The following is an 18694-nucleotide window of genomic DNA, read 5'->3' as shown; positions in this document are numbered from 1 at the left end:
ATCAGCGCTAACGGCTACCCGACCACCCGCCCACGACATTCCCCAAACCCGATACTCACCTCGCCCTCCCGGCGGCAGCGCGCCTTGAGGATCACCTCATCTCCCGCTTCGAGAAACTTGCGCGTTTCTCCTGTGGGCAACTCGACCGCATGCTTACCGCCCTCGGTCATCTCCAGCAGGCTGCCGAACTGACCCGGCTGCGGGCCGGATAACGTGCCGGTGCCGAACAGGTCGCCCGCCTGCAACTTGCAGCCGTTGACGCTGTGATGGGTGACCATCTGCGCAACGGTCCAGTACATGTTCAGCGCATTGCTCAGGGCCAGACGCTGCGGCGCGAGGCCCTGTTCTCTCATCTGCACGGTCAGCAGCAACACTTCAAGCTCGATATCCAGCGCACCCCGGCTCTGATCCTGTTCGTCGAACAGATAATCCAGTGGCTTGGGATCCCCAACGGGCCGCTCCGGTTGCGCACTACGGAAGGGTGCCAGTGCTTCGGCGGTCACTACCCAGGGTGAAATGCTGGTGGCGAAACTCTTTGAAAGAAACGGCCCCAACGGCTGATATTCCCAGGCCTGCAGATCGCGGGCCGACCAGTCGTTGAGCAGGCAGAAACCGGCAATATGCTCGCCCGCATCGACGATGTTGATCGGCTCCCCGGCCTCGTTGCCCTGGCCCATCCACACACCGACTTCCAGCTCATAATCCAGGCGCTTGCTCGGCCCGAACGCAGGAACCTCGGCGCCGGGGGCCAGGGTCTGACCATTGGGACGCTTGACCGGAGTGCCCGACACGCACAGCGTCGATGCCCGACCGTGGTAGGCGATCGGCACATATTTGTAGTTCGGCAGCAAGGGGTTGTCCGGGCGAAACAGCTTGCCGACGTTCATCGCGTGGTGAATGCCAACGTAGAAGTCGGTGTAGTCGCCCACTTGCGCGGGCAAGTGCATCTGGCAGTCGCTCATCGGCACCAGCAGCGTTTCGCCCAGCGCTTGCAGGCGCTCGCGCTGCGGGCTGTTTTCGTCCAGCAGACTCAACAATTGGCTGCGCAACGCCCGACGTGGCGAGGCGCCCAAGGCAAAGAAATCATTGAGCTGACCACGGCTGGCCGACTCGGCAGCCACGCGTGCGGCGCCGTCGAACAGGTCCGCCTCAACTGCCACCTGCAAATCGAAGATGTAATTACCGACCGCCACGCCACCACGCCTGCTGAAGCCTGGGCGGGTGAATACGCCAAATGGCAGGTTCTGCAGCGGGAAATCCGGGTGATCGTTGGCGGAAATCACCCAACTGCGCGGGTGTTTGGAAGTGCTCATCGTTGACTGTCCGTATCGAGGGGCTTGAAGGTTCTGGAGATGCCGTTCCAGCAGTCGTCGTAGTCGCTTTGCAACTGTGGGCATTCCAGCGCGTGGCGACCAGGGCGCAGGACTTTGCCGGTCTCGAACATGAAGGCCATAGTCTGCTCGATCTTGTGCGGCTCGAGCTCCGCCGCCATGGCTTTTTCGGCCGTGGCGTTGTCTGGACCGTGGGCGCTCATGCAGTTGTGCAGCGATGCACCGCCGGGCATGAAGCCCTCGGCCTTGGCATCGTAGGCGCCGTCGATCAGGCCCATGAACTCGTTCATCAGGTTGCGATGGAACCACGGCGGACGGAAGGTGTTTTCCGCCACCATCCAACGCGGCGGGAAGATCACGAAATCGACATTAGCCTGACCGTGGATCGCGCTCGGTGAAGTCAACACGGTGAAAATCGACGGGTCCGGATGGTCGTAACTGACGGTGCCGATGGTATTGAACAGGCGCAGGTCGTATTTGTAGGGAACGTTATTGCCGTGCCACGCAACCACGTCGAATGGCGTGTGCTCAAGCCGCGCGGCCCAGAGTTCGCCGAGAAATTTCTGCACCAGCACAGTCGGCTGTTCGCTGTTTTCAAAGTGAGCCACCGGCGCCTGAAAATCCCGAGGATTGGCCAGCCCGTTGCTGCCGATCGGCCCGAGGTCTGGCAGACGCAGCGCGCAACCGTGGTTTTCGCAAATGTAGCCACGGGCCTGCCCATCGAGCAGCTGCACGCTGAATTTCAGCCCGCGCGGGATCACTGCGATTTCTTGCGGCTCGATGTCCAGCAGGCCCAGTTCCGTGATCAGCCGCAAGCGACCCAGCTGCGGAACGATCAGCCATTCGCCATCGGCATTGAAGAACGCGCGCTCCATGGAGCGGTTGGCTGCGTAGACGTAAACGCTGACCCCCTCGGCCTGATCCGCAGCCGAGGTGCTGGCGAGGGCGGTCAGGCCATCGATGAAATCTGTAGGTTCGGTGGGGATGTCAAAAGCATTCCAGCGCAGGCGGTTGGGGTTGATCGGCCCTTGCTGAGTGCCGGTGATCTGCCGCTCCAGCCGCTGGAACTGCGGGTGCGCTGCCGACGGTTTGATCCGATACAACCAGGTGCGCCGGGCTTCGGCGCGAGGGACAGTGAAGGCCGTGCCCGAGAACTGCTCGGCATACAACCCAAGGGAATGACGCTGTGGCGAGTTCTGGCCCACCGGCAAGCCACCGGGCACCGCTTCGCTGCTGAACTGATTGCCGAAGCCTGATTGATAGCGCAAAGCCTCGGATGCAGGTGTCGTGAACATCGGGACCTCTTGTTCTTGTTTTTACGTAACCGTATTACGCATAACGTAATTTGAGTTTAGCCAATGGTCAAGCTATAAAGCAGCCTCCCCAATTGGCGCGCTCCCCGCTCATGACCGAAGACACCGCAAATCCCGCCGCCCCGCGCCAGCAGAAGGTGCAATCCGCCGAAGTCGGCGTGGGCATCCTCAAGGCGTTGGCCGAACTCGCGCCGTCCACCTCGCTGTCAAAACTCGCCGAATACGTCGATATGCCTGCCAGCAAGGTCCATCGCTATCTGCAAGCCCTGGTGGACAGCGGCTTCGCCGAGCAGAACCCGGCCAACAACCATTACCGCCTGGGACGCTCGGCCTTGCAGGTTGGTCTGGCCGCGTTGAGCCAGTTGGATGTGCTGAAAGTCAGCGCGCCGCAGCTGATCACGCTGCGCGACGAGATCAATGAAAGCTGTTTCCTGGCGGTATGGGGCAACAAGGGGCCGACCGTGGTGTATGTCGAGCAATCACTGGGCGCGGTGACGTTAGTCACGCAAATCGGTTCGGTGTTGCCGCTGCTCAGTTCGTCCACAGGACTGGTGTTCGATGCGTTTTTGTCGGGTGCCGAGACAGCGGCATTGCGTGAGGCCGAGTCTGCGGGCCTCAGCGGCAAACAGCTGAAAGAGATCGACCGCCACATCAAGGAAATCCGCAGCACCGGCGTTCATCAGATTCATGGTTTGCTGATGGCCGGGGTCAACGCCGTGTCGTCTCCGGTGTTCGCCATGGGCAACAAATTGGTGGGTGTGGTGACGATCGTGGGGTCGGCATCGGTGTTCACCGACGAGCGCCAGGCTGCGGCTGCGCAGAGGCTGCGGGATACAGCCGGGGCGATCAGCGCGCGGATGGGTGGGGAAATGCCGGCCTGAGCCTCGGGGGTTGGGTCGGACGCAAACCCTGTGGGAGTGAGCTTGCTCACGAAGAGGCAGGTACACCCGCCTCATCTTCAGCGCTTGAAAGCCAGCATTCGTGAGCAAGCTCACTCCCACAGGTTGAACAGCGTAAGCCGTAAGACCTCAACTCCCATAGGTCAAACAGCGTCAGCCGTAAGACATCAATCTTCACAGGTCAAACAGAGTCAGCCATAAGACATCAATCCGGTCTGAGCGTCCTCGCACCTCCTGTCGAGCGCAAACACTGTGGGAGTGAGCTTGCTCACGAAGAGGCAGGTACATCCGCCTCATCTTCAGCGCCTGAAAGCCAGCATTCGTGAGCAAGCTCACTCCCACAGGTTGAACAGCGTAAGCCGTAAGACCTCAATCCCCATAGGTCAAACAGCGTCAGCCATAAGACATCAATCTTCACAGGTCAAACAGCGTCAGCCGTAAGACATCAATCTTCACAGGTCAGACAGCGTCAGCCATAAGGCGTCAATCCGGTCTGAGCGTCCTCGGACCTCCTGTCGGACGCAAACACTGTGGGAGTGAGCTTGCTCACGAAGAGGCAGGTCCATCCGCCTCATCTTCAGCGCCTGAAAGCCAGCATTCGTGAGCAAGCTCACTCCCACAGGTTAAACAGCCTAAAGCCGTAAGACCTCAACTCCCACAGGTCAAACGGCGTCAGCCATAAGACTTCAATCTGCTGTCAGGACTCCACGCCGCAGTTGGTCACGCTCGATCGACTCGAACAGCGCCTTGAAGTTGCCTTCGCCGAAACCATCATCGCCTTTGCGTTGAATGAATTCGAAGAACACCGGCCCCATCAGGGTTTCCGAGAAAATCTGCAGCAGCAGGCGCTTGCTGCCGCCCTCGGAGGTGCCGTCCAGCAAGAGGCCGCGGGCTTTGAGCTCGTGTTCCGGTTCGCCGTGGTTGGGCAGGCGGCCTTCGAGCATTTCGTAATAGGTGTCCGGCGGCGCAGTCATGAAGCGCATGCCCAGGGCTTTGAGGCGATCCCAGGTATCGATCAGGTCTTCGGTGAAAAACGCGACGTGCTGGATGCCTTCACCGTTGAACTGCATCAGGAATTCTTCAATCTGCCCGGCGCCCTTCGAAGACTCTTCGTTCAGCGGGATGCGGATCATGCCGTCGGGGGCGGTCATCGCCTTGGACGTCAGGCCGGTGTATTCGCCTTTGATGTCGAAGTAGCGAATCTCGCGGAAGTTGAACAGTTTTTCATAGAAGTTCGCCCAGTACGCCATCCGCCCGCGATAGACGTTGTGGGTCAGGTGATCGATGAACCGCAGGCCCGCGCCTTCAGGGTGACGCTCGACGCCTTCGATGAACACGAAGTCAATGTCATAGATCGAGGTACCTTCGCCAAAACGGTCGATCAGATACAGCGGCGCGCCACCGATTCCCTTGATTGCCGGCAGACGCAGCTCCATCGGGCCGGTGGCGATTTCGATCGGCTGTGCGCCCAGTTCCAGCGCGCGCTTGTAGGCCTTTTGCGAATCCTTGACCCGGAATGCCATGCCGCACACGGAAGGACCGTGCTCGGTGGCGAAGTAGGACGCTTCGCTGTGAGGCTCATTGTTGAGGATGATGTTGATCGCGCCCTGGCGATACAGCGCCACGTTCTTGGAACGGTGATTGGCGACCTTGGTGAAGCCCATCATCTGGAACACGGGCTCGAGGGTATTGGGCGTTGGCGATGCGAACTCGATGAATTCGAAGCCCATCAGGCCCATGGGATTTTCGTAGAGATCAGTCACGGTCTTGCTCCTGCTAAAAAGTGAAAGGCACGGCGGCGAAGGTCACTGTTCAGCGGGTGGCGCGCAGGGAATGCCCCGTACGCTGCGGGCGAGAAAATCGCCGAAGATCAATTGCAGACCGAGAATTTTCATGGGGAAAGGTTACTCCGGCTTATCGGCTTGCGCATCAGGGTGCGCTTTCTGGAAAGCCGGGTGCCGCAACGCCAGCGCCTCGACCCGACAGATGCGCGGGAAAGCACTCAGATCGACATTGAAACGACGCGCTGCATACAGTTGTGGCAGCAGATAGACATCGGCCATCCCGACTGCGCCGAAGCAGAAACCTTCGTCGCCGATCAGCACTTCAACCGCGGCGAAACCTTGGGTGATCCAGTGGCCGATCCATGCCGTTACATCGCCCTCGTCCTGGCCCAGACCGCGCAGGCGGTTGAGCACGGCGACGTTGTGCAGCGGGTGAATATCGCAGCCGATCAGCGCCGCCACTTCACGATGCCGGGCACGCTGGAGCAGATCGGCAGGCAGCAATGCGGGCGTGGGTGAATGCTCCTCCAGGTACTCGATGATCGCCATCGATTGAATGATCACCTCGCCCCCGTCGACTCTCAACGCCGGAACCCGTCCCTGGGGATTGATGGCCAGATAGTCGGGCTTGCGATGCTCGCCGCCGTCACGAACCAGGTTGACCGCAATCGCGTTGACTTCAAGGCCCTTCAGCGCCAGGGCGATACGCACCCGGTAGCTGGAGGTCGAGCGGTAATAGGTATAGAGATCCACGGTATGGCCTGTCATTGTTGTTATTGTCGTAAACGACTTACGCAATGCGTAAATTGCGGGATTGGCGTGCGACTGTCAAGGTCAGGCCCAACCCTCCAGCCGCAAGGTCGCGCGGACCAACCGTTGCTCTTCGTTCTCGATTTCCCGCAGGTTTTCGCAGATGCTCTGGATATGGGCCACGGCGGCCTTGCGTGCCTGTTCTGGAAGGCGTCCGGTGACGGCGTTATAGAGCCGGGCATGATGCCGATCGATCTGACGTTTTTGCGCTTCGCGGTGGTAGAGGTTGTTGACCGAGGCGAACACAGTATTGAGCAGCAGGTCGGTCAACGAGCGCAGCGTCTGCACCAGCACTGGATTGTGCGAGGCCTCGCTGATCGCCAGATGGAAGGCATGGTCCAGGCGCGCATGCTCGGAAGCCGCCAGCTCATGATCGTGGGCAGCGACCAGGGCATCGTAAGCGCGGGTAATCAATACGAAATCGGCGTCGGTGCCACGCAGCGCCGCCAGCCGTGCGGACTCCCCTTCCAGCAGGCTGCGGACTTCGAACAGGTCATACAGGGTGCGCGGTTGTGAAGCGAACAGGTGCATGAGTGGCGACGCACCGGTTATCCCCAACCCACCCATCTGCGCGACGAATGAGCCTTGGCCGTGCCGGGTTTCGATGATGCCCCGGGCGCGCAACAGCTTGAGGCCCTCACGCAGCGCCGTGCGCGATACACCGAGTTTTTCGGTCAGACGCCGTTCGGAGGGCAGCAACTGCCCGACCTTGAGCACGCCATCGACGATAAGACGCTCGATGCGTTCGCTGACTACGTCGGCCACTTGTTGCGGGCGTTTGTTTGCGGGGTATTCCATGCAATTGGGCTCCGAGGGCAGGTAGTCGACAGCACCGCCGCCTGCAGAAACCAGCAAGCCGGTTCCTCAGCTGTGCGACGCTCGTCCAGAATGACGACAGAACTGGTATGACCAGGTACAAATCGGCGACCGATAAGAAGAATCTTTGCTACCAATCCTTTGATTAATAAAAACTTTCTCGAAAACGATTGTGCAAATGTCAAAAAAAACTGGTTCGACCAGTGCTTTCAGACATGGACAGTAAAGGCCGCACGGCCAATGATGCAAGTCAGCCGTAGAACGTTCCGATCCGGGACGGGCCTCATATAAAAATGCCCTTTATAAGAACAAGAGAGGGATTGCGAACCCATCATGAATATTCTGTACGACGAACGCGTCGATGGCCCGTTGCCTGCCATCGACAAGGCCCAGTTACTGCACGCCCTGCAAGCGCGACTGCCTGATCTGGACATCCTCCACCGCGAGGAAGAACTGCGCCCTTACGAATGCGACGGCCTCTCCGCGTATCGCACCACGCCGATGCTGGTGGTGCTGCCGGAGCGGGTCGAGCAAGTGCAGACGCTGCTCAAGGTCTGCCACGAGCGCGGCGTGCCGGTGGTGGCACGTGGCGCTGGCACTGGATTGTCCGGCGGCGCCCTGCCGCTGGAAAAAGGCGTGCTGCTGGTGATGGCGCGCTTCAACAGGATCCTGCACATCGACCCAGCCGGGCGCTTCGCTCGCGTACAACCCGGTGTGCGCAATCTGGCGATCTCCCAGGCTGCCGCGCCTTATGACCTATATTACGCCCCCGACCCTTCCTCGCAGATCGCCTGCTCCATCGGCGGCAACGTCGCGGAGAACGCCGGCGGCGTGCATTGCCTCAAATACGGCCTGACCGTGCACAACCTGCTCAAGGTCGACATCCTTACTGTCGAGGGCGAGCGCATGGTATTGGGTTCCGATGCTTTGGATACACCCGGTTTCGACCTGTTGGCGCTGTTCACCGGCTCCGAAGGCATGCTCGGCGTCATCACCGAAGTCACGGTGAAACTGCTGCCCAAACCGCAAGTGGCACGGGTGCTGCTGGCTGCATTCGATTCGGTGGAAAAAGCCGGTCGCGCTGTGGGCGACATCATTGCCGAAGGCATCATTCCCGGTGGGCTGGAGATGATGGACAACCTGGCAATTCGCGCCGCCGAGGACTTCATTCATGCCGGTTACCCGGTGGATGCAGAGGCGATTCTACTGTGCGAGCTGGACGGCGTCGAAGCCGACGTTCATCAGGACTGCGACCGGGTTCGCGCGGTGCTGGAAAAGGCCGGCGCCACCGAAGTGCGTCAGGCCAGAGACGAAGCCGAACGTGTGCGCTTCTGGGCCGGGCGCAAGAATGCCTTCCCTGCGGTCGGTCGGCTGTCGCCGGATTACTACTGCATGGACGGCACCATCCCGCGTCGGGAATTGCCCGGTGTATTGAAGGGCATTTGCGCGCTGTCCGAGGAATATGGTCTGCGGGTCGCCAACGTATTCCATGCCGGTGACGGCAACATGCACCCGTTGATCCTGTTCGATGCCAATCAGCCGGGCGAACTCGACCGGGCCGAAGCCCTGGGTGGCAAGATTCTCGAACTGTGCGTGAAGGTCGGAGGCAGCATCACCGGCGAACACGGTGTGGGCCGCGAGAAGATCAATCAGATGTGCGCGCAGTTCAACAGCGACGAACTGACACTGTTCCACGCGGTGAAAGCGGCGTTCGACCCCAGCGGCATGCTCAACCCCGGCAAGAATATTCCGACCCTGCACCGCTGCGCGGAATTCGGCGCGATGCACGTGCACATGGGCAAACTGCCCTTCCCTGAACTGGAGCGTTTCTGATGGCTGCCGAACGTCAATTGCATACCAGTGCTCAGGATCGCGACGCCAGCGACGTGCTGCTCGAGCAGGTCAACCAGGCCATTCAGGACGGTTTGCCACTGCGGATTCAGGGCGCCAACAGCAAGGCATTTCTCGGTCGCGAAGTGGCCGGTGAAGTTCTCGATACGCGTATCCATCGCGGCATCGTCACCTATGATCCGACCGAACTGGTGATCACCGCTCGCGCCGGTACGCCGCTCAGTGAACTGAACGCGGCGCTGGCACGCGCCGGGCAGATGCTACCGTGCGAACCGCCGACCTTCAGCGACGGCGGCGTCGGCGATGCCACGGTTGGCGGGATGATCGCTGCCGGGTTGTCCGGACCACGTCGGCCATGGTCTGGCTCGGTGCGCGATTTCGTGCTCGGCACCCGAGTCATCACAGGCCTGGGCAAGCATCTGAAATTCGGCGGCGAGGTGATGAAAAATGTCGCCGGCTACGACCTGTCGCGCCTGATGGCCGGCAGTTTTGGCTGCCTGGGCGTGATTACCGAAGTGTCGTTGAAGGTTTTGCCCAAGCCTCGGCTGTGCACCAGCATCGCCCTGGAAATGGACAGTGCTCGTGCCCTCGCCCGCCTCGCGCAATGGGGTCAGCAGCCGTTGCCGATCAGCGCCGCCAGCCACGACGGTCGGGTGCTGCGCCTGCGCTTTGAAGGCGGTGAAGGATCAGTGGCGGCGGCCCACGATCGCCTGGGTGGAGAGTCCATCGATCCGGTTTACTGGCGCGCGCTGAACGAACATCAGCTGGATTTTTTCACTGATGGCCGGCCACTGTGGCGCTTGTCGCTGCCGACCAACACCGCAGTGCTGGACCTGCCGGGGGATCAACTGATCGATTGGGGCGGCGCCCAACGCTGGCTGAAAACCTCCGCCTGCGGCAACGAGATTCGCGCCATCGTCAGCGCGGTCGGCGGTCACGCTACCTGTTACAGCCACGGCCTCGACGACACCCCGTTCCAGCCCCTGGCCACGCCGCTGTTGCGCTATCACCGCCAGCTCAAGGCGCAACTCGATCCGCACGGAGTTTTCAATCCGGGCCGAATGTACGCAGAGATTTGAATCATGCAGACCACCCTGAGCGAACATGCGAAAAGCCTGCCCCGTGGCGAAGAAGCCGAAAGCATTCTGCGCAGCTGCGTGCACTGCGGTTTCTGCAACGCCACCTGCCCGACCTATCAACTGCTGGGCGACGAGCTGGACGGCCCGCGCGGACGCATCTATCTGATCAAGCAAGTGCTCGAAGGCAAGGAAGTCACCGAGAAAACCCAGCTGCATCTGGACCGTTGCCTGTCTTGTCGCAACTGCGAGACCACCTGCCCTTCGGGCGTCAACTATCACAACCTGCTGGACATCGGCCGCGCCGTGGTCGATGCCGCTGTGCCACGGCCGATGAGTCAGCGCCTGTTGCGCGAGAGCCTGCGCGCCGTGGTGCCCAACGCCGGGCTGTTCAAGACGCTGACGCAGATGGGCAATTCGTTCCGTCCACTGCTGCCTGGCAGTCTCAAATCCAAGCTGCCCGACAACATTCGCCCGCCCAAGCCACGTCCGACCCAGCAACATGTGCGTCAGGTGCTGATTCTGGAAGGTTGCGTGCAGCCCGGGCTGTCGCCGAATACCAATGCTGCGACGGCGCGGGTGCTGGACCGGCTGGGCATCAGCGTCAAATCCATCGCTCAGGCCGGTTGCTGCGGCGCGGTGGACTACCACCTCAATGCTCAGGAACAGGGCCTGGAACGCGCCCGGCGTAACATCGACGCCTGGTGGCCCGGTATTCAGGCCGGTGCCGAAGCGATCGTGCAGACCGCCAGCGGTTGCGGGGCCTTCGTCAAGGATTACGGCCATATGTTGCGCGATGACCCGGCCTACGCTGAAAAAGCCGCGAAGGTCAGCGCATTGACCAAGGATCTGGTGGAGATCCTGCGTGCCGAACCGTTGGAAAAACTCGGCGCCTGTACCGGCGCCAAACTCGCCTTTCACTGCCCTTGCACCCTGCAACATGCGCAGAAACTCGGTGGCGCGGTAGAGTCGGTGTTGACCCGATTGGGCTTCAATCTCACCACGGTGCCCGACAGTCACCTATGCTGTGGCTCGGCCGGCACGTACTCGATCACCCAGCCGGAGCTGTCCAGGCAGCTGCGCGACAACAAGATGAACGCGCTGGAAAGCGGCAGACCGGAAGTCATCGCTACCGCCAACATCGGTTGTCAGACCCACCTTGCCAGCGCCGGACGTACCCCCGTCAAGCATTGGATCGAACTCATTGAAGACGCCTTGCATCCAAATTGAGTGGGGCGTCTTGATCATTTACGACAATCCTCAGGAGAGCTGCATGAAAACCAAATCCGTACTGACCCAGACCGAAGTGACCCAGATCCTCGCCGCCGCCCGTAAAGAGGCCCAGGCCAATGGCTGGGCGGTGTCCATTGCCGTGACCGATGACGGCGGCCATCTGCTGGGTTTCGAGCGTCTGGACGGTTGCGCGCCGATTGGCGGCTATATCGCCATCGAAAAGGCCCGTACCTCGGCACTGGGCCGTCGTGAATCCAAAGGTTACGAAGAAATGGTCAACGGCGGGCGCACCGCATTCGTCACGGCACCCTTGCTGACCTCTCTGGAAGGTGGCGTGCCGCTGATCGTGGATGGCGAGACCATCGGCGCCGTCGGCGTGTCCGGCGTCAAGGCCGACCAGGACGCGCAGGTGGCCAAGGCCGGGCTTGCAGCGGTGAATGCGGGGTAAGCGTATACGCCGCCACCTTCTGTAGGAGCACGCTTGCCCGCCATGACGTCGTGCCAGTGAGCATAGATGTCACGGGGATATCGCCATCGCGGGCAAGCGCATTCCTGCACGGTAAGCGAGATGCAAAAAATACCCGTCCCGCCAGCACCCAGGGCTGCATATAAAATTTCATGATGGAGAGCCGAGATGACCGAATTCGTCACCTGCCATAACCTCAAGGTGGCAGCCAATCTGAAACGCTTTGTCGACGAGGACGTGCTTCCCGGAACAGGGCTGAGCCCGGAGGTTTTCTGGGCTGACTTCGACTCGCTGGTCCACGACCTGGCGCCGATCAACGCTGATCTGCTGGTCGAGCGCGAGCGTCTGCAGACTCAGCTCGACAAGTGGCACAGATCCAACCCTGGGCCGGTCACCGACATGCCCGCCTACATCGCTTTCCTGGACTCCATCGGCTACCTGCAACAGGTGCCAGGCGAGGTTCAGGCAACCACCAGCAAGGTCGATATCGAAGTCAGCGAGCAGGCTGGTCCGCAATTGGTCGTCCCTGCCGCCAACGCTCGCTATGCATTGAATGCCGCCAACGCCCGCTGGGGTTCGCTGTATGACGCGCTGTACGGTACGGACGTGATTTCCAGCGCCAATGGCGCGGAGATCAAGGCCGGTTACAACCCGTTGCGTGGTGCCAAAGTCATCGCGTTCGCTCGCGCCCTGCTGGATGAAGCCGCGCCGCTGGCGAGCGGCTCCCACGTCGATGCCAAGGCCTACGCCGTGGACAGCGGCGAACTGCTGGTGACCCTCGCCGACGGCAGCCAGTCGCGTCTGGCACAACCTGAAAAATATGTCGGTTATCAGGGCCAGGCGCTGCAACCTAAGGCGATTCTGCTGAAGAACCACGGCCTGCACATCGAAATCCAGATCGATCCCACCAGCCCGATCGGCAGTACCGACCCCGCGGGTATCAAAGACCTGCTGCTGGAAGCCGCGCTGTCGACCATCATCGACTGCGAAGACTCGGTGGCTGCCGTCGACGCCGACGACAAGCTGGTGATCTACCGCAACTGGCTGGGCCTGATGAAAGGCGACCTGACCGAAGAGCTGGTCAAGGGCGGCAAGACCCTGACTCGCCGCCTCAATCCCGACCGCGAATACACCGGCGCCGACGGCAGCCGCATCACGCTGCACGGTCGCTCGTTACTGTTCATCCGCAACGTCGGTCACCTGATGACCAACCCGGCGATTCTTTATGACGGCAACAAGGAAATTCCCGAGGGTATCCTCGACGGCGTGATCACCAGCCTGATCGCCCTGCATGACCTGCACAATCGCACCAACTCGCGGGCTGGCAGCGTGTACATCGTCAAACCGAAGATGCACGGCCCCGAGGAAGTGAAGTTCGCCGATCAGTTGTTCAGCCGCATCGAAGACGTTCTGAAGATCCCGCGCAATACCCTGAAAATGGGGATCATGGACGAAGAGCGGCGCACCAGTGTCAATCTGAAGGCATGCATCAATGCGGCGTCGGCACGGGTGGCATTCATCAACACCGGCTTTTTGGATCGCACCGGCGACGAGATGCACACCTCGATGGAGGCGGGCCCGATGCTGCGCAAGGGAGACATGAAAGCCACGCCGTGGATCAAGGCCTACGAGCGCAGCAACGTGCTGGTAGGGTTGGCGTGCGGCCTGCGCGGTCGGGCGCAGATCGGCAAGGGCATGTGGGCGATGCCCGATCAGATGGCCGACATGCTGGAGCAGAAAATCGCCCACCCGAAAGCCGGCGCAACCACGGCCTGGGTGCCCTCGCCGACCGCCGCCACGTTGCACGCGCTGCACTACCACAAGGTGGATGTGAAGGCGGTGCAGCAGGATCTGGAGAAGGTCGATCTGGACAGCGTGAGCGAGGAAATCCTGCTGGATCTGCTGAGCATTCCTGTGGCCACCGACCCGAAATGGACTCAGGACCAAATCCGCGAGGAAGTCGAAAACAACGCTCAAGGCCTGCTGGGCTATGTGGTGCGTTGGGTCGAGCAAGGCGTGGGCTGTTCGAAAGTACCGGACTTTCACAACGTCGGCCTGATGGAAGACCGCGCTACCCTGCGCATATCCAGCCAGCATATTGCCAACTGGTTGCGCCACAAAGTGATCGACGATCACTACGCGTTGGAGACCCTTAAGCGCATGGCCAAGGTGGTGGACAAGCAGAATGCCGGTGATTCCGCCTACAGACTGATGGCGGAGAACTTCGACAAGTCGATGGCGTTCCAGGCGGCATGCGCACTGGTATTCAAAGGGCGCGAACAGCCGAGCGGGTATACCGAGCCGTTGTTGCATCAGTTCCGGTTGGCGTTCAAGAAAGAGAGCTGATAAGGCTATCTGCGGAACGTTGCAAGACCTGTGAAAACTTCTTGAGGTTACGACAGTGGTGAAAGCGGTGTGTCAGACAGGCCGCCTTCGCCACTGCCGTAACTCCACAAGCTCCCACAGAGTGCTCAGCATCCTGCAGAGATTCGTCCAACGCTTCAGGTACTTTCCCGCACCACCAACTCAAACCCCAGATCGACTTGAGCCTCCTGGACATTGCCATCCAGCAGCCCGAGCAATAATTGCGCGGCGCGCTGGCCGACCTGTTCCCTGGGGGTGCGGATCGAGGTCAGGCGCGGGACCATGTGCGCCGAGCCCGGCAGGTCATTGAAGCCGATCAGCGACACTTGCTCCGGGATCTTGATCCCGCGACGCAGCGCTTCCAGAGCTGCGCCTTGAGCCAGATCGTCGTTGCAGAAAAACACTCCATCCACGTCCGGATGCTCAGCCAGAAGACGAGCGAACAACTCCCCTCCCAGGCCGATCGATGAAGGCAGTGGCGAGGCCATCTGCAAGGTTTCGTCGTACAGCCCTTGCTCTTCGAGCGCACTGCGAAAACCGGTGCCGCGCTGGATCACCCGCGGGTCCAGTTGCGCCGATACATAGGCCAGACGCCGACGCCCTCGACCCAACAGATGCCGGGCCGCCTCTGCACCGGCCTGCTGCTGGGAAAACCCCACGCACGGCTCTGCACGGGCAGGATCAAGCTCCATCATGTGCACGCAAGGTACGCCGCTGGCGGCCAACAACTGTTGCGCCGCCTGACTGCGATCGAAGCCAGTCAGCATGATGCCTCGGGGACGGTTCGCCAGATGACTGCGCAGCAGGTTCTCTTCCTCCACAGGCGAATAGTGGTAGTTGCCGATCACCACTTCCAGGCCACGAGGGCGCAAGACGGTCTGAATCGCCTCAAGTGTTTCGATGAACAGTTGGTTGGACAACGACGGCACCAGCACCACCACCGACTGACTTTGCGAGGACGCCAGCGCCCGTGCGGCAGGGTTGGCGACATAGCCTAGACTCTGCGCAGCAGCGCGCACTTTCGCGACCAGTTCCGGCGCCACTGTAGCGACACCGCGCAGGGCCCGTGACGCAGTTATGGGCGAAACGGCAGCCAGTTTTGCGACTTCGTTGAGAGTGGGACGACCGGTGGAGCGGGAACCAATGCGTGTCATGCGTTGCCAACTGATTGGAAGTAAAGCCGAAGGGGTTGCGATTGTGTCGGATGGGCTCTAAGGTAGCGCTATCTCACGGAGGCCCGCAACTTTCTTCGATCGTATCGACGAGTGAAGACTATGCATCTCATGGATCAGCGAGATACCCATAACAATGACTACACCCGGAAACAGTCTTGCCGGACTTGCACACCATCTGGCAAAGACAGCGCTGTCTTCGGGACGAGGTTTTTATGACTACTGCTCCAAATGCTATATCCGCCCTCGTGGTGATGGGTGTTTCCGGCTGCGGCAAAAGCGCTGTCGGCGCTGAAATTGCCAAGAACAGCGGTGGACGTCTGATCGAAGGCGACGCCTTTCACCCGCAAGCCAACATCGAAAAGATGAGCGCTGGCCATCCCCTCAATGACGAAGACCGTGCCGGCTGGCTGACCCGCCTGGGTGAAGAAGTTGCCAAAGCCGTGAGCAACGGCGAAAAACCGGTTCTGACCTGCTCTGCCCTCAAGCGCATCTACCGCGATCGTCTGCGCGCAGCCGTTCCGGGCCTGGGCTTCGTGTTTCTGGAATTGACCAAGGAGTTGGCGAGCGAACGTTGCGCACACCGTCCAGGGCATTTCATGCCGGCCAGTCTGGTCGACAGCCAGTTCGCGACCCTCGAACCGCCGTATGGTGAAGACCGTACGTTAGTGGTCGACGCCGCCAAGTCGATCGAGACCATTGGTGCCGAAGCGGCCAACTGGTGGATCGCATCGCAAACCCCATCTGCCACCGCTCTCACCGGCTCCTGATTGAAGATTCGGCGTGAGCAACAAAGATAGCGCTGTCTTCTTTTGTACACACGGCAGTGAACCACGGCGCTGAGCAGTAGCTCCAAAAAAACAAAATACAACGGAGAGACACCCCATGTTCGGTATGACTCAAGACACGTATCTAATCGTCGATGCGTTGGTAACGATCATTGGCCTTGTGCTGCTGATCACCAAGTTCAAAGTCCATCCTTTTATTGCACTGACCATTGCTTCGGGTTTTCTCGGGTTGACCTCCGGCATGCCGGTCGACAAGGTTATGAAATCGTTCCAGGACGGTTTCGGCGGCGTACTGGGCTTCGTCGGTATCATCCTTGGCCTTGGCACCATGCTCGGCAAGCTGATGGCCGACTCCGGTGGCGCCGACCAGATCGCCCAGACACTCATCCGCCGCTTTGGCAAGGATCGCGTGCACTGGGCGATGATGTTTTCCGCATTCCTGGTCGGCATCCCGCTGTTCTTCGAAATCGGCTTCGTGCTGCTGATCCCGCTGGTATTCATCGTTGCCCGACGCAGCGGTGTGTCCATCGTCAAGATCGGTATCCCGCTGCTGGCTGGACTGTCGGCGGTGCACGGCCTTGTTCCGCCGCACCCGGGCCCATTGCTGGCCATCGGCATCTTCAACGCTGATATCGGCAAGACCATTTTCTACGGTCTGATCGTTGCCCTTCCTACCGCGATCATCGCCGGCCCCATCTACGGCAACTGGATCTCCAAGCGTATCCCCGGTAATCCGTCCAAAGAGCTAATGGACCAGATTGCCAAGGAATCGACCAACGAGAACCTGCCAAGCTTCGGTATCACGCTGGTCACTATCCTGCTGCCGGTCTTCCTCATGCTGCTCAAGACGTTCGCCGACGTGGCGCTGCCGACCGGCCATATCTTCCGCATATGGATGGACTTCATCGGGCACCCAATCGCTGCCCTGCTCTTTGCCTTGCTGCTGGCGTTCTACACCTTCGGTTCGGCCCGCGGCTTCGGTCGTGAGCAGATCATCAAGCTGCTCGACCAGAGCCTGGCGCCGGTAGCCGCCATCATACTGATCGTCGGTGCTGGCGGCGGCTTCAAACAAATGCTGGTGGACAGCGGTGTCGGCAACCTGATCGGTCACATGGCCGTGCAGGCGCAGATCTCGCCTATCCTTCTAGCCTGGCTGGTAGCCGGGGTGATTCGTGTCGCCACCGGTTCCGCGACCGTAGCAACCATCACCGGTGCCGGTATCGTCGCGCCAGTCGTGGCGCTGGTGCCGGGCGTCAACCGCGAGCTGCTGGTGCTGGCCACCGGCGCAGGATCGTTGATCCTGTCCCACGTGAACGACGCCGGATTCTGGCTGGTCAAACAGTATTTCAACATGACTGTGGCCGAAACCCTGAAAACCTGGACCGTGATGGAAACCATCCTGTCCGTGGTCGGTATCATCCTGATCATGCTGTTGTCGCTGGTGGTCTGATTCGTTGAGCGCTGCACCCATGCCCACCCTCGCGGTGGGCATGTCGTTTCTGAGGTTGGCGCAGCCGCCGAGTACCCCCCCGATACCCGCAAACGATTAGCCTGTCGCTATTTCTCCCCAGCTTTAGAACTTTGCCGTCACACAATTCGGATGTCTCCTACAATGTTCCAGGAGATCACGTACAGGCCGACTAATGAAAATTTCATCACCGCCCGGCACGAGTTCTTTGCATTAAATGCGAAAGGAGTGTGCAATAGGCGCCGCCCCGAATCTGGCTATCAGGGTCATAGCCAATCCTTTCGAGGACTTACCGCCAAAAGCAGGCAAAATTCGCGTGCCGTTTGGCCTCAGGAGCACCCATGCCAATGACAAGAAGATGAACCTGGGGAATTAAAATCGTGCCAACGGCGTCATATTGATGAACGCATTTGGATGCACTCGGCAATCACCATCACCCAAAGGCTAACGCCAGCCTCCTGGTAGAGGCGCTTCAAGAGGCCATCAAGGAAAAGATTATGTTGATACTCACCCGCAAAGTCGGCGAAAGCATAAACATTGGTGATGAAATCACCGTCACCATTCTGGGCGTACAGGGCCTTCAAGTCAGGCTCGGCATCAACGCGCCGAAAAACGTTTCAGTACACCGTGAAGAAATCTACAAACGTATTCAAGCCGAGATTGCGCCGAATCAAGAGCCGCAGTGAGCCAACCGGTTCATCTTCTTAGCAAGTCGGTCTGCTACTTCCCGGTGGCAGACAGGAATCAACGGCGTAGACCCCGACGCCGTTTTTTTTGTATTGAATTTGGATCCATCAACCCTCCCCGTTTCCATGCATTCCAACTAACGCATCAGCGTCTTGTTAACTCCAAACCCACTATCGTTATCGTTCTATTGCGCACGTCGAGACGTTGAGTCGCGGCGCCCGGGCGTTGGTGGCAGAAACAAAAAACGGCGGGTATCCCGTGAGGAATATCCGCCGTTGAGACCTACAGCTTCTACAAAGAATCAGCTGGCGGCGCTCAGCTGCCGCACGATTTTATCTTTGGCCAGCAGCCGCTTCTCCTTGAGTTTCTTCAGTTGATCATCCGAGACGTCGCCCGCTGATCCCGCCTCCGCCTTGACAATATCGGCATCGACCGCTTCGTAGTCATCCACCAATTGATTGAGCTTGGCATCCTTGCTGCGATGCTTGCCCAGATCATCTTTGGTGATACCCAAATCCGCGTACAAATCGTGCTTGACCGGCATAGTGCGCTGCTCCTCTGATGACTGATATTGAGTTATTGAGGGTAGTTCACCGAGAAGGTTCGACGTTTCTGCCAGGCAGCTGCCCGATTGCT

16 protein-coding genes are annotated in these 18694 nt (G+C 60.0%); 9 read left to right on the top strand and 7 right to left on the bottom strand.

All coding sequences use genetic code 11. From position 1 onward, the window contains the following. Positions 1–14: 14 nt before the first annotated feature. Positions 15–1313, bottom strand: coding sequence for a fumarylacetoacetase (fahA, locus tag CE491_RS07080; RefSeq protein WP_110947637.1), 1299 nt, complete (start codon positions 1311–1313; stop codon positions 15–17). Continuing rightward, on the bottom strand, positions 1310–2626 hold the full coding sequence (hmgA, locus tag CE491_RS07075; RefSeq protein WP_110947636.1) for a homogentisate 1,2-dioxygenase: 1317 nt from the start codon (positions 2624–2626) through the stop codon (positions 1310–1312). Before hmgA ends, fahA begins: the two co-directional genes overlap by 4 nt. A 110-nt stretch (positions 2627–2736) precedes the next feature. On the opposite strand from hmgA, the gene CE491_RS07070 reads away from it, so the two are divergent. Beyond that, positions 2737–3525 (top strand): IclR family transcriptional regulator, encoded by a 789-nt coding sequence (locus CE491_RS07070; RefSeq protein WP_110947635.1) that lies wholly within the window; start codon positions 2737–2739, stop codon positions 3523–3525. A gap of 704 nt (positions 3526–4229) precedes the next feature. Here CE491_RS07070 and hppD read toward each other — a convergent pair. The 3 genes from hppD to glcC form a co-directional block, all read right to left on the bottom strand. After that, the gene (hppD, locus tag CE491_RS07065) at positions 4230–5306 is read right to left on the bottom strand and encodes a 4-hydroxyphenylpyruvate dioxygenase (protein WP_110947634.1); all 1077 of its coding nucleotides are present in this window, start codon (positions 5304–5306) and stop codon (positions 4230–4232) included. A 141-nt stretch (positions 5307–5447) separates the two neighbouring features. Further along, positions 5448–6080 (bottom strand): maleylacetoacetate isomerase, encoded by a 633-nt coding sequence (maiA, locus tag CE491_RS07060; RefSeq protein WP_110947633.1) that lies wholly within the window; start codon positions 6078–6080, stop codon positions 5448–5450. Positions 6081–6161: 81 nt separating this feature from the next. Next, complete coding sequence (gene glcC / locus CE491_RS07055; protein WP_110947661.1) at positions 6162–6935, bottom strand: transcriptional regulator GlcC; 774 nt, start codon at positions 6933–6935, stop codon at positions 6162–6164. Positions 6936–7286: 351 nt separating this feature from the next. On the opposite strand from glcC, the gene glcD reads away from it, so the two are divergent. From glcD to CE491_RS07030, 5 genes are all read left to right on the top strand, one after another. Then, entirely contained in the window at positions 7287–8786 is a 1500-nt protein-coding gene (glcD, locus tag CE491_RS07050) for a glycolate oxidase subunit GlcD (RefSeq protein ID WP_110947632.1), read from the top strand. Beyond that, positions 8786–9883 carry a glycolate oxidase subunit GlcE gene (glcE, locus tag CE491_RS07045; RefSeq protein WP_110947631.1) on the top strand — a complete coding sequence of 366 codons (1098 nt, stop codon included), beginning with the start codon at positions 8786–8788 and terminating at the stop codon, positions 9881–9883. The genes glcD and glcE overlap by 1 nt, the downstream gene beginning before the upstream one ends. Positions 9884–9886: 3 nt before the next feature. Then, positions 9887–11110: a glycolate oxidase subunit GlcF gene (gene glcF, locus CE491_RS07040; RefSeq protein ID WP_110947630.1), complete on the top strand. Its 1224-nt coding sequence runs from the start codon at positions 9887–9889 to the stop codon at positions 11108–11110. 43 nt (positions 11111–11153) lie between these two features. After that, the gene (locus CE491_RS07035; protein ID WP_110947629.1) at positions 11154–11561 is read left to right on the top strand and encodes a heme-binding protein; all 408 of its coding nucleotides are present in this window, start codon (positions 11154–11156) and stop codon (positions 11559–11561) included. A 186-nt stretch (positions 11562–11747) separates the two neighbouring features. Then, positions 11748–13925 (top strand): malate synthase G, encoded by a 2178-nt coding sequence (locus CE491_RS07030; protein WP_110947628.1) that lies wholly within the window; start codon positions 11748–11750, stop codon positions 13923–13925. Positions 13926–14080: 155 nt separating this feature from the next. Here CE491_RS07030 and gntR read toward each other — a convergent pair whose 3' ends face one another. Beyond that, entirely contained in the window at positions 14081–15097 is a 1017-nt protein-coding gene (gene gntR, locus CE491_RS07025; RefSeq protein WP_110947627.1) for an HTH-type transcriptional regulator GntR, read from the bottom strand. 272 nt (positions 15098–15369) lie between these two features. Here gntR and CE491_RS07020 point away from each other — a divergent pair, with 272 nt between their 5' ends. From CE491_RS07020 to csrA, 3 genes are all read left to right on the top strand, one after another. Then, complete coding sequence (locus CE491_RS07020) at positions 15370–15885, top strand: gluconokinase (protein WP_199885021.1); 516 nt, start codon at positions 15370–15372, stop codon at positions 15883–15885. A gap of 115 nt (positions 15886–16000) precedes the next feature. Continuing rightward, entirely contained in the window at positions 16001–17353 is a 1353-nt protein-coding gene (locus CE491_RS07015; RefSeq protein WP_110947625.1) for a GntP family permease, read from the top strand. Positions 17354–17868: 515 nt separating this feature from the next. Continuing rightward, on the top strand, positions 17869–18057 hold the full coding sequence (gene csrA / locus CE491_RS07010; RefSeq protein WP_062380972.1) for a carbon storage regulator CsrA: 189 nt from the start codon (positions 17869–17871) through the stop codon (positions 18055–18057). 302 nt (positions 18058–18359) lie between these two features. Here the strand turns inward: csrA and CE491_RS07005 are convergent, their stop codons facing one another. Next, positions 18360–18602, bottom strand: a complete 243-nt coding sequence (locus CE491_RS07005) for a DUF465 domain-containing protein (protein ID WP_110947624.1) — start codon at positions 18600–18602, stop codon at positions 18360–18362. Positions 18603–18694 lie beyond the last annotated feature (92 nt).

The sequence above is a fragment of the Pseudomonas bohemica genome, from assembly GCF_002934685.1.
Classification (GTDB): Bacteria; Pseudomonadota; Gammaproteobacteria; order Pseudomonadales; family Pseudomonadaceae; genus Aquipseudomonas; species Aquipseudomonas bohemica.
The sequence above is the reverse complement of the archived record's forward strand: the minus strand, read 5'-3'. Positions and strand labels throughout refer to the sequence as shown.

What these genes read in the sequence shown, in the direction of transcription:
- CE491_RS07030 (WP_110947628.1), top strand. Translation starts at nt 11,748, where the DNA reads ATGACCGAATTCGTCACCTGCCATAACCTCAAGGTGGCAGCCAATCTG.
- CE491_RS07005 (WP_110947624.1), bottom strand. Translation starts at nt 18,602, where the DNA reads ATGCCGGTCAAGCACGATTTGTACGCGGATTTGGGTATCACCAAAGAT.
- CE491_RS07015 (WP_110947625.1), top strand. Translation starts at nt 16,001, where the DNA reads ATGTTCGGTATGACTCAAGACACGTATCTAATCGTCGATGCGTTGGTA.
- CE491_RS07070 (WP_110947635.1), top strand. Translation starts at nt 2,737, where the DNA reads ATGACCGAAGACACCGCAAATCCCGCCGCCCCGCGCCAGCAGAAGGTG.
- CE491_RS07020 (WP_199885021.1), top strand. Translation starts at nt 15,370, where the DNA reads ATGGGTGTTTCCGGCTGCGGCAAAAGCGCTGTCGGCGCTGAAATTGCC.
- glcF (WP_110947630.1), top strand. Translation starts at nt 9,887, where the DNA reads ATGCAGACCACCCTGAGCGAACATGCGAAAAGCCTGCCCCGTGGCGAA.
- fahA (WP_110947637.1), bottom strand. Translation starts at nt 1,313, where the DNA reads ATGAGCACTTCCAAACACCCGCGCAGTTGGGTGATTTCCGCCAACGAT.
- gntR (WP_110947627.1), bottom strand. Translation starts at nt 15,097, where the DNA reads ATGACACGCATTGGTTCCCGCTCCACCGGTCGTCCCACTCTCAACGAA.
- glcD (WP_110947632.1), top strand. Translation starts at nt 7,287, where the DNA reads ATGAATATTCTGTACGACGAACGCGTCGATGGCCCGTTGCCTGCCATC.
- csrA (WP_062380972.1), top strand. Translation starts at nt 17,869, where the DNA reads ATGTTGATACTCACCCGCAAAGTCGGCGAAAGCATAAACATTGGTGAT.
- hmgA (WP_110947636.1), bottom strand. Translation starts at nt 2,626, where the DNA reads ATGTTCACGACACCTGCATCCGAGGCTTTGCGCTATCAATCAGGCTTC.
- CE491_RS07035 (WP_110947629.1), top strand. Translation starts at nt 11,154, where the DNA reads ATGAAAACCAAATCCGTACTGACCCAGACCGAAGTGACCCAGATCCTC.
- glcE (WP_110947631.1), top strand. Translation starts at nt 8,786, where the DNA reads ATGGCTGCCGAACGTCAATTGCATACCAGTGCTCAGGATCGCGACGCC.
- glcC (WP_110947661.1), bottom strand. Translation starts at nt 6,935, where the DNA reads ATGGAATACCCCGCAAACAAACGCCCGCAACAAGTGGCCGACGTAGTC.